This window comes from Mesorhizobium sp. M4A.F.Ca.ET.020.02.1.1, assembly GCF_004022645.1.
GTDB lineage: Bacteria > Pseudomonadota > Alphaproteobacteria > Rhizobiales > Rhizobiaceae > Mesorhizobium.
Map to the genome: position 1 here is coordinate 1 of NZ_RZOI01000119.1, position 11294 is coordinate 11294.

Sequence of the window (11294 nt, forward strand, 5' to 3'; positions counted from 1 at the left end):
GTCCAGAAGGCCGATCCGGCGTAACTTTTCGATCTGGTCGCCGGCGATCTTCTCGGCGCGGAATTCCCTGGGAAAGACGGGATAGCGGTCGACCAGCGTGACCTGAAAGCCGGCACGGCCGAGCACGTTCGCCGCAAGCGTGCCGGACAGGCCGCCGCCGACGATGACGATCTCCGTGTCGATCCCCGCTGGCAGCGAAGGGCGGGACTGATCGGCGGTCATTTGGAATACCTCAATATGGCGTAGATGGCCTGGGGGCTGGTGGTGAAATAGCGCCAGAAAAGCCGGCGCGGCTCCATCAGCACGCGCCACAGCCATTCGAAACCGGCTTTCTGGACCCAAAGCGGCGCCCTCGGCACCTTGCCGGCAAGATGGTCGAATAGCCCGCCCGAGGTCTTGATGACGCCGACATTCGAAAGTCGCGAGGCAAAGTCGCGGACGAAGATCTGCTCGCGCGGAACGCCGAGGCCCAGCCATAATATATCGGGCGCGAGTGCATTGATCTCGTGGAGCTTGCGTTCGAGTGTTTCGCCGGCAAGGTAGCCATGCGAATTGCCGACGATGCGCAGGCCGGGATATCTGGCCTTCATGCCGGCAACGGCGTTGCGGTTCTCGGCCTCCGTCGATCCCAGCAGGTAGAAGGTCGTGCCCTCGCGTTCGGCGAGCTTGGCCACATCGTGAAAGAGGTCGGTGGTGGCGACCCGCTCCGGCAGGTGCACGCCGCACAGCAGGCGTGAAGCGAAAACGAGCGGCTGACCGTCGGCGAAGATCTGGTCGGCCTCGCGAAAGAGCCCGGCCGTTTCCGCATTGGCGCGCGTCTGGGCGATGACGTCCCCATTGGCTGACGTGAAATAGTAGGGACGGCAGCCGGGCAGATGCCCGCGCGCCGCGGCGATCATCAGATGGGCCGCTTCCCGCCGATCGATCACCGTGATTGGCAGCCCGCCGATCAAAACGGTCGGGAAGGCGGAAAGCTTCTCGGGAAGAGGTGCTGATTCCTGGCGCGCGGCTGCCGCCCCATCCGCATTGGACGGGCGTCCAGATCCTTCAAAGTCTCTTTTCGGATTTTCCATTGCCCTGCGCATTCGAGAAGTATTCCACCCTCGAATATTCTAGGTAAAAGCAGCGGAAAGTTAAGCAATTCGTTAATCGTTAGTTAATTCATAGGATTTTACTAAAAATCTATGCAATCGTTCGATTCTCTACTTCAGCCGAGCCGTGTAGTGCGGTGGTGCGAAGGGCATGTCCGCCTCTGCTTTGGGCGCCAAGGGAGAGGATTCGTTCGTCCACTCGCCGTGACGACGCCGAAGCTTGCCTCCCTTTCGGCGGCCTTGCTGCCCGTGGGCAACGGCTCGTCCCAGTCAGAAGGTCGGCGGGGTGTTGATCCACAGCAGGACGGTTTCGCCGTCGTGGCGATTGCGCCAGGAATGGTAGCGGCGGCTTTCGAAATACAAGGAATCGCCGGGGCCTAGATCGAAGAACTGGTCGGAATCCAAGACCAGTTCCAGGCGTCCGGACAGCACATGCATGAACTCCTCGCCTTCGTGGCGGTAGGCGCCTTCGCTAGCGGCGCCAGGCGCCAGGACGAAACGGTGGCAGTCCATCATCGTGCGTCCCTCGGCGAGAAGCTGCACGGTCACGCCGGGGGTGGTTTCCGGCCAGGTGCGCCATGCCCCGGCACGCACGAGCGCCGGCACGTCGTCCCGCTCCTCGCCGGAAAGGCGCGAAACGGTGGTGCCGTAATACTGCGCCAGATCGTGCAGTGTCTTGAAGCTGACGCCCTGCGATGTCCGCTCCAGGGTGGACAGCGTGGAGGCGGCGATGCCGACATCGGCGGCAATCTGGTCCAGGGTCTTGCCGGCGCCATGGCGAAGGCTGCGCAGCCTGCGGCCGAGGTCGGACGTATCCGCGGTGTCGGCACTGTCGGACGGTGCCTCGCTTTCCAGCGCTTCGCGGATGGCCGCCGGGTTGAGGCCGCGCTCGGTCCTGTACCAGGCGATCTTCTTCAGCCGCGCCACATCCTCGGCGCTGTATTGCCGGTGGCCGGTATCCGACCGTCCCGGAACGACGAGCCCTTGGCTTTCCCAAAGGCGCAGGGTCGAGGCCGAGACGCCCGCGGATTTCGCCGCCTCCGCCACCTTGTAGCGTACCGGCGTGGCATTGCTCATGAGCGGAATATTCCCGGTTGGTTTGTCTCTCAGCCCTGTTCAGGACCATCGCCGAAAACGGCGGCGGTTTGAAGCCGAAAACACCGCTTGCATTCTTGCAGAAAAAATGTAGGAAGTTTGTATATGTCTTGCAGAAATTATGCAAGATATCAAATCCCACCCCAGAGCGCAGGAGCGCATGATGGCCGCGACCACCCTCACCGACCGCAAGAATGCAGCGATTTCCCGCGGCGTCGGCATGACCACGCAGATCTATGCCGAGCGTGCCGAGAACGCGGAAATCTGGGACAAGGAGGGCCGCCGCTACATCGATTTCGCCGCGGGCATCGCCGTGCTCAACACCGGCCATCGCCATCCGCGCGTGATCGCGGCGGTGAAGGATCAGCTCGATCATTTCACCCACACCTGCCACCAGGTCGTTCCCTATGAAAGCTACGTGCGGCTGGCCGAGCGGCTCAACGCGCTGACGCCGGGCGATTTCGCCAAGAAGACGATCTTCGTCACGACCGGCGCCGAAGCTGTCGAGAACGCCGTCAAGATCGCCCGCGCCGCGACCGGCCGCTCCGCCGTCATCGCCTTCGGCGGCGGCTTCCATGGCCGCACCTTCATGGGCATGGCTCTGACCGGCAAGGTCGTGCCCTACAAGGTCGGCTTCGGCGCCATGCCCGCTGACGTCTTCCACGTGCCGTTTCCGATCGATCTCCATGGCGTGACTTCTGAACAGTCGCTGGCGGCGCTGAAGAAGCTATTTGCCGCCGATGTCGATCCGCAGCGCGTCGCCGCGATCATCATCGAGCCGGTGCAGGGCGAGGGCGGCTTCTATCCGGCTCCGGCTTCGCTGATGAAAGCGCTGCGCGAACTCTGCGACCAGCATGGCATCTTGCTCATTGCCGATGAAGTACAGACGGGCTTTGCCCGCACCGGCAAGATGTTTGCGATGGATCATCATGCCGTGGCGCCCGATCTGGTGACGATGGCCAAGAGCCTCGCCGGCGGTTTCCCGCTTGCCGCCGTCACCGGCCGCGCGGAAATCATGGACGCGCCGGGACCGGGCGGGCTGGGCGGCACCTATGGCGGCAGCCCGATCGGCGTCGCGGCCGCCCATGCCGTGCTCGACGTCATCGAGGACGAGGATCTCTGCGGCCGCGCCAACCAGCTCGGCAACCGGCTCAAGCAGCGCCTGGAATCGCTGCGCGAGAAGGCGCCGCAGATCGTCGATATCCGCGGTCCGGGCTTCATGAACGCGGTCGAGTTCAACGACAGGACGACGAAGCTGCCGAGCGCCGAGTTCGCCAACAAGGTGCGGCTGATCGCGCTCGATAAGGGCCTGATCCTGCTGACCTGCGGCGTGCATGGCAACGTCATCCGCTTCCTCGCCCCGATCACCATCCAGGACAGCGTCTTCGGCGAGGCGCTCGACATTCTGGAGAGCGCGATCCTCGAAGCAAGCGCCGGCAACTAGCCGGAGCCCCGTCCATTTTCCGGAGCAAATGACATGGCCTTCACGACCGCGTTGACCAAGCATGTTTCCTTCTCGTCGCGCTTCCTGCGCGACACCGGCTACATCGACGGCGTCTGGACCGCGGGCGACGCGACCCGGACCTTCGACGTGCTGAACCCGGCAACCGGCGAGGTGCTGGCGTCGCTGTCCGATATGGGTGCCGCCGAGACGCGGGACGCCATCGCCGCCGCCCATGCCGCGCAGCCGGCCTGGGCGGCGCGCCCGGCCAAGGAGCGCGCCGCGATCCTGCGCAAGTGGCACGAGCTGATGGTCGCCAACGCCGACGAGCTGGCGGCCATCCTGACCGCCGAGATGGGCAAGCCCTTCGCCGAGGCCCGCGGCGAGATCCTCTACGCCGCAGCCTATGTCGAGTGGTACGCGGAGGAAGCCAAGCGCGTCTACGGCGAGACGATCCCGGCACCGTCGAACGACAAGCGCATGATCGTCATCAAGCAGCCTGTCGGCGTCGTCGGCACGATCACGCCATGGAATTTCCCCGCCGCGATGATCGCGCGCAAGGTCGCGCCTGCGCTCGCCGTCGGCTGCACGGTCGTCTCCAAGCCGGCCGAACAGACGCCGCTTTCGGCGCTGGCGCTGGCCGTCCTCGCCGAGCAGGCCGGCGTGCCTGCCGGCGTCTTCAACGTCATCGTCGGGGAAGATGGTCCGGCCATCGGCAAGGAACTGTGCGGCAACGACAAGGTGCGCAAGATCAGCTTCACCGGCTCGACCGAGGTCGGCCGCATCCTGATGCGCCAGTGCGCTGACCAGATCAAGAAGGTCAGCCTCGAGCTCGGCGGCAATGCGCCGTTCATCGTCTTCGACGATGCCGATCTCGACGCCGCGGTCGAAGGCGCGCTCGCCTCCAAGTACCGCAATGCCGGCCAGACCTGCGTCTGCGCCAACCGCCTCTACGTCCAGTCCGGCGTCTATGACGCCTTCGCCGCCAGGCTCGCGGCAAAGGTCGCCGCGATGCCGGTTGGCGACGGCTTCGAGGCTGGCGTGATGGTCGGGCCGTTGATCGACGACAAGGGGTTGGCGAAGGTCGAGAGCCATGTCCAGGATGCGGTGTCGAAAGGCGCCAAGGTGCTTACCGGCGGCAAGCGCATCGAAGGCGCCGGCACGTTCTTCTCGCCGACAGTGCTGACGGGTGTCACAAGCGGCATGCAGGTGGCGCGCGAGGAGACGTTCGGCCCGGTCGCGCCGCTTTTCCGCTTCGACACGGTCGAGGATGTGATCGCGCAGGCGAACGACACCGAATTCGGACTCGCGGCGTATTTCTTCGCCGGCGACTTGAAGAAGGTCTGGCGGGTAGCCGAGGCGCTGGAATACGGCATGGTCGGGATCAACACCGGCCTGATCTCCAGCGAAGCGGCGCCCTTCGGCGGCATCAAGCAGTCCGGCCTCGGCCGCGAGGGCTCCCGCCACGGCGCGGACGACTATCTGGAAATCAAATATCTCTGCATCGGCAATCTGTAGGCAGCTACCCTCCCGACTCAAGCGACAACATCCGACCGGTCGCCGGCGTCAGCCCGGACAGGTGCCGGTTGCAGGGTCCGCAGGCAGGAAGAAGCTTCGCCGCTCGCAAGCGGTGAGTTCGCGAGGCACGGTGCGCCGGGCGAAGTCGATGAGGTCCTTGGGCGCCTGGAAGACACGAACGATACGGACACTTTTTTCGCCGGCAACAATTGCGACGCGGGCGCCGTCGGAACTGAAAGCTGCGCGTGTAAAGCCCAGTAGAACGGTTGCTTCGTCGTGGCTGCCAAGGACGGCAATCTGGCGCCCCGATTGCGTCGCCCATAGCCGCACCGTGCGATCTTTGGAGGACGCGGTCACGACATACAAACCGTTAGGACTGAACTGGGCGCTGTCGACGGCGCCGTCGTGGCCCCTTAGAACGGCACTTTCCAGTCCGCCAGCGACGCTCCAGATGCGGACGGTTCCATCGCGCGAGCCGGTCAGCAGCGACTGACCGTCGGGGCTGAAGGCGAGGACCGTTAGCGCGCCGGTGTGTCCCACTAGCGTTCCGACGTTTGCTCCGTCCGTGGTCGACCAAATGCGAGCCGTGTGGTCGAGCGAGCCTGTGGCGACGAGTTGACCGTCCGGGCTGAAGGCCGCTGCCGTGATGCGATCCTGATGCCCCACAAGAACCCTGAGCTCGGCTCCGCCCGTCGTCAGCAGGTGGCCCGCATTGTCTTCCCTGGCCGAGAGGATCAGATTTCCGTCGGGGCTAAGAATGGCCTGGGGCAGATTGCTGCTTGTATTGATGACGGCCAGCTCGGTGCCGTTCGCAGCGTCCCACTGCTGCGCGGTGCCGTTGATCGATGCGACAAGAAGCGATTTGCCATCGCGACCAAACTGGATCTGGACCAAGCCGCCATGTGATCGGAACTGGGCGGTCTCCGAACCCGTGGCGACATCCCAAATACGGACCTGCCCCCCAAGAGATGCCGTCGCGACCTGCTGTCCATCGGGACTGAACGTCGCGTTTTGAATGATCTCATGTGTATCGAACCGGATTGTCTCGCGCCCGCTCACGACATCCCAGAGGTGCGCCGCGCTGTCGCCGCCGCCGGTCAGCAGGTGGACATTGTCGGGACTGAAGACCGCGAAAGTCGGCCGGTATTCATGCGAGAGCGCGGTCGTCAGCGCGCCGTCGACATCCCACAGCCGAGCAGTGCCATCATGTGAAGCAGTGAGAAGAATGTTGCCGTCGACCGGGCTGAATTCCAGATGCTCGACCAAAGATTCATGGCCGGCGATCGTCGTCACCAACGAGGCGCGTTCAACGTCCCAGATGCGGATCGGCCCATTGACCGAGGCGGTCGCCAGGAAGCGGTCGTCCGGGGTGAAAGCACCGTTCATCTCCACATCACGTTCATCCGTGTCGATGTCTGCCTTCAATCCCGAAACCTCCTGGCCGAGCACATCATCCAGCGTTCCCAACACTCCATCCCAAATCCGGGCAGTGCCATCGAGGGATACAGTGGCGATTCGCTGACCCCCGTGACCGAAGATCACGCCGTTCAATTGCGTGTCGCTCTTGCTGCCGGCCAACTTTGCGATCTCCGTTCCTTTCGACACATCGAAAAGGCTGGAAGTGTCGCGGTGTGAATGCCAACCCCACGGGCCGGCCAGCATCCGGCTCCCGTCCGGGCTGAACGCCAGGCTGTAGGGCCAGGAGGTCACTCGGATTGACCGCGTCAGCGCGCCGTCTGCGCTATTCCAGATCGAAACAAAATGCCTGCCTGCCGTCGCGAAGCTGCGGCCGTCTGAACTGAAAGCAGCACGCGTATATGCGTCGCTCCTTACACCTAGGACTTTCTTTCCGGTCCGAGCATCCCAGAGCGTTGCATCGCTGTTCTCCCCCGCCGTCAGCACCCGGGTGCCATCCGGGCTGAAGATTGCCGTCGGATAGTTGCTTACAGGCCGCAGGATGAAGAGCTGTTCTCCCGATGTGGCCTCCCAAAGGCGTGCAGTGCCATCCCTCGCGGCCGTCAGGATACGGCTCCCATCCGGGCTGAATTCAGCCCTCTCCAGGGCCTCTTCATGTCCTTTTAGAACTACGGTTTCGGCGCCGCTGGAGATGTCCCAGACGGCCGCAGTCTTGTCGTGGGATGCGGTGACGATGCGATCGCCGGCCGGATTGAATGCCGCATCCGTCACGCCGGCCCCATGCCGGAAGATTTTGATCTGTCGGTGCGCCAGCAGAGCCTTGTAGAGGGCTGTCTCAGCCTCAAAGAGATAGGGCCGCTTGGGCTGGTCTTTCGAGGACAGTGCTTCGAGCGCCAACAGGATCGCAGCCTCGGTGTTGCCTCTCGACGCGGACTGCTCCGAAAGAAACGAGAGCGAAAGAGACTGATTGCGCAGCGCCTGATCGCGTTGGCCCCTTGCCTCCTCCCGCGCTTTGAAGGCGACCAGCGCGCCTGCGCCCGCCATGAGAGCGAGCGCGATCGCCACGATCGCGGCATTGCGCGTACGTCGGGCGAGCCGGTTTGCTGCGACAGCCGCGAGGCTCCGGCGCTCGGCCTCGCGCTCCAGGCGCTCGCGTTTTGCCTCTTCGGCGGCCTCGATCAGCGCCAGCTCCGCGTGCCGATCCTTCTCCTCTTTCTGCCGATGGGCACGCAAGGACGCCTCGATGTATTCGAGGACGGCATCGTCGACCTCCTCGCGTCTTGACAGCATCAGCTCTTCGCCCTCCGCGAGACGTTTGCCGGACGGAAGGAGAAGCTCTCGATTCCTGTTCTCCAGCTGCCAACGGTGAGCGTCGGCCCTGAGGCGGTCGCGTGTCTCGAGGAAGTTCCGGTTTGCGTTCACAATGTCACCGGCGCGCGGCCAACGGCTCAACAGTGCTTCATGTGCTACGCGGACGACGACATGGCCCGCGGCGTCCTCATCGCTGACGAGGAGCCGGGCGTCGATCAGGGCCCTGACCAGGGCCGATCGCGCGGGAGTGCCTGCAACTTCGGTGAGCAGGGCAGGACGTGCCGTCACCGTTTCATCGCCCGGATTTGCCGTGGTGAGGGCGCCCAGCACCGCGGGCAAGGCCTCCTGGATGTTGGGCGCCAGCAGGTCTACGACTTCATCGGCGCGGCGCGCGATTGCGCCTTCGAGCCCGCCGAGCGCGCGATAATGCGCAAAGGTGAGGACCCGACGCTCGCGACCGGCCTCGTACAACGCGTCGAGCACAAACTCGAGAAGCGGCAATGATCCGGGATCGGCAGCGGCTGCCTCCTGCAGCACATCATCGAGCCGCCCCAGCTCGGCATTCTGCTCGAAGCGGAGCCCGGCAACGCCAGCGGGCTCGCGGATGATCTGCGCGATCTCCGGGCCGGTCGGCGGCAGGAGTTCGTAGCTGGCGAGACCGTCCTTGAGCGCCGAGAACCCCGGCACCTCGCCGCAGCGGTGAAAGAAGTCCGAACGGATCGCCGCGATCACCCAGACCAGTCCGCTCGCGGCCAGCACCGCCATGAGCCGCACAAGGGCCTCGCGCGTCGCCGGCTGCTTCTGCGTGGTGAAAAGCTCCTCGAGCTGATCGATGGCAACCAGCAATCTGATCTGCGAGCGGGCCGATCCGGCGGCCTTGCCAAGTGCCTGCCGGATCTTCGCCAGCGCCCGGTCCGGCGCGTTCCTGCAGAGCAGCGCCAGCTCCGCGGCTGTTACTTCGCGGGACAGTTCCGGCACAGCAGCTTCGCCAAGCAGTGCCGCAGCCAGCACAGCGAACGCATCCGGTCCTTCGGAGAGGCGGATCAGGCAGCGGCGCCACAGGGATATGCCCGCCACGGCTCCAGGCCGCGTCAATGACGCCATCAGCCCGGCGCGCAGGAGGGAAGATTTGCCGCAACCGCTCATCCCGTAGATGAGCAGGAATGCCGTGCCGCTGGCTGCCTGCTGCTCCAATCTTGCGGTGCAGGCAGCAATCGCCCGCGCCCGGCCGAAGAACAGGTTGGCATCTTCGAATTCGAAGGCATCGAGGCCGCGAAATGGCGACTTGACCGGTTCCTCCGAAGCAAGGGGTACGCGGTAGATGTGCAAGGCGCGCGCGACGCTCTTCAGCTTGTGCTCGCCGAGATCGACGAATTCCAGCGAGAGTCGGTCTTGCGCCTGGGCGTGGACCGCTTCGGTGACGCAAATCCCACCCGGTCGTGACAGAATTTGCAGATGCGCGGCGACCTCGGCGGCCTCGCCCGCGAGGTGGTCGCCCTCGGCGACGACATAGCCCAGGTGAACGCCGATGCGGAAGCGCAGGCGCTTTGTCTCGGGAACTTCGCAGTCCCGCCTGTCGACCTCATGCTGGATCTCGCTCGCACACCGCATCGCCTCGACAGGGCCGGCAAACTCGGCGACCAGACTCCCTTCGCCGTTCCAGAACGCGCGACCCGCATGTTGGACCAGCAGCCGATCGATGATCTGCCGGTACTCTCGGAGAGATGCGGCAGAAATCCGCTTGCCTGTCGGCCGGCTCTCGGAGGCCAATTCGGCTGCCAGGATGGTCGCCATCCTCGGTCCGGCATTTGCGGGAAGGACCAGCCTGTAGCCGCGCCTCGGCACTGTCTGCACGACGGTCTGCCGGCTGTCGTTGAGCGCCGCACGGATCTCGTGAATGCATTGCACCAGGCTGTCGTCGGTGACGGCTATCCCGTTCCAGACCGCCCTCATCAGGTCGTCCTTGGTGACCACGCGATCCGCGTTCGCCAGAAGGTGACGAAGCACCGCAAAGGTCTGCTGGCGAAGCGCGATCGTCCTGTTGGACTTGTCGCGCAAGGTCTCGCTGCTCACGTCGGCGGTAATGCCGTTGAGTACGAACGTCGTGGGCGGCGAGCTATCCAAGCCGGTTTCCTCACGCACGAAGCCGCAGTCCAATGCTTCGATATTAGCACGGACTGCGAAGCGTCATCACCATCCGGACGGGCGCGGAGCGCAGATTTCGGCGAATGATCGGAAGCTGTTCGTGACGCGCGGGACGCCTCGGACCGACAATTGCATGTCAGCGAGAGGCTCGCCATGGACGACCTGGTGCGGATTGCTCGATGTGCGGGTGCAAGACCGGTGCTGCGGCTCACGGCCGTCTGCCTGCTGCTCTTCGCGATGGCGTCGCAGGCTCACGCGACCGACCGTCCCGCTGACCACCTGGCCGAAGTCGATCTGCAATTGATCCTGGCCGTGGACGTTTCGCCCTCGATGAGCAACGTTGAGCAACGAGTGCAACGCGACGGCTACGTCAGTGCCTTCCGCCACGCGGACATCGCGACGGCCATCAAGTCGGGAGAGCGGGGCAGAATTGCAGTGCTTTATCTGGAGTGGGCAGGGCCACACCAGCAAACAGTCATCATGCCGTGGACAATTGTTGAAGGCCGCGAGGACGCTCTGATCTTGGCAGACAGGCTCGCGGCGCTGCCGTTGACCGAAGGTCGCGGAACGTCGATCTCCGGCGCATTGTGGGCGGCGCGTGATCTGTTCGCGAAGAGTGGCTTGCGCAGCCCGCGCAGGGTTGTTGACGTATCCGGCGATGGACCCAACAATGCCGGAGCGCCGCTTGATCCCGTCCGGCAGGTCCTTCTGGCGGAAGGCGTGACGATCAACGGGCTGCCGATCGCACTGCCCCGCATTGGCTGGGCCGGCGGGTTTGCGATCTACGACCGTTCCTACCTGCAATCCTATTTCGAACGCTGCGTCATTGGCGGACCAGACGCATTTGCGATCGGCGTCACCGAGGCCACCATGTTCGCCACCGCGGTCCGGCTAAAGCTGGTGCGTGAAATTTCCATGAACATGGGTCAGGTGATCCACGCCGCCTACACCACGCGTTCCGACCGCACAGCCGACTGCAACATGATCGCTCAGTCGCCGGGCCGGTAAGTTCGGCAATGGGACCGCGATGCAGGGCAGCAACGGAATGCGGAGAGTCTAGTGGTGATGCGCTAAGTAATATGTGCGTTACCGAGCACCGCCCGGAGCCCTGAGTCGTTCTGGCGGAGACGTTCCTCGATCCATTGCGCCGTGCGGTCGTGGGCGTCCGAAAACAGCTCGGAATGCCGACTCCAATCCATGAATGTGCTCGAAACCTGCGGACAGACCAAGACATCCCCGTCACCGACGGCAATGTCCTGCGGCCCGTGTGCCAGCAT

Annotated in this window: 8 protein-coding genes; 3 read left to right on the forward strand and 5 right to left on the reverse strand. The window is 64.3% G+C overall.

The genetic code is table 11. The features are described from left to right. The 3 genes from EN742_RS10705 to EN742_RS10715 form a co-directional block, all read right to left on the reverse strand. Nucleotides 1–222: FAD-dependent monooxygenase (locus EN742_RS10705; RefSeq protein WP_148670072.1), on the reverse strand; the 222-nt coding region annotated here is incomplete at its 3' end. After that, nucleotides 219–929 (reverse strand): WecB/TagA/CpsF family glycosyltransferase, encoded by a 711-nt coding sequence (locus EN742_RS10710; protein ID WP_245455400.1) that lies wholly within the window; start codon nt 927–929, stop codon nt 219–221. The genes EN742_RS10710 and EN742_RS10705, both read right to left, overlap by 4 nt. 432 nt (nt 930–1361) lie before the next feature. Beyond that, the gene (locus tag EN742_RS10715; protein WP_126058541.1) at nt 1362–2168 is read right to left on the reverse strand and encodes a MerR family transcriptional regulator; all 807 of its coding nucleotides are present in this window, start codon (nt 2166–2168) and stop codon (nt 1362–1364) included. Nucleotides 2169–2349: 181 nt separating this feature from the next. Here EN742_RS10715 and EN742_RS10720 point away from each other — a divergent pair, with 181 nt between their 5' ends. Beyond that, nucleotides 2350–3630 carry a 4-aminobutyrate--2-oxoglutarate transaminase gene (locus EN742_RS10720; protein ID WP_126058542.1) on the forward strand — a complete coding sequence of 427 codons (1281 nt, stop codon included), beginning with the start codon at nt 2350–2352 and terminating at the stop codon, nt 3628–3630. A 33-nt stretch (nt 3631–3663) separates the two neighbouring features. Next, entirely contained in the window at nt 3664–5145 is a 1482-nt protein-coding gene (locus tag EN742_RS10725; protein WP_128332788.1) for an NAD-dependent succinate-semialdehyde dehydrogenase, read from the forward strand. A gap of 48 nt (nt 5146–5193) precedes the next feature. On the opposite strand, the gene EN742_RS10730 is transcribed toward EN742_RS10725, so the two are convergent. Next, nucleotides 5194–10014: a winged helix-turn-helix domain-containing protein gene (locus EN742_RS10730; RefSeq protein WP_128332789.1), complete on the reverse strand. Its 4821-nt coding sequence runs from the start codon at nt 10012–10014 to the stop codon at nt 5194–5196. A gap of 156 nt (nt 10015–10170) precedes the next feature. Here EN742_RS10730 and EN742_RS10735 point away from each other — a divergent pair, with 156 nt between their 5' ends. Continuing rightward, nucleotides 10171–11025, forward strand: a complete 855-nt coding sequence (locus tag EN742_RS10735) for a DUF1194 domain-containing protein (protein WP_126058544.1) — start codon at nt 10171–10173, stop codon at nt 11023–11025. 62 nt (nt 11026–11087) lie between these two features. Here EN742_RS10735 and EN742_RS38655 read toward each other — a convergent pair. Continuing rightward, a partial coding sequence (locus EN742_RS38655; protein ID WP_210214445.1) for a hypothetical protein occupies nt 11088–11294 on the reverse strand: 207 nt, incomplete at its 5' end.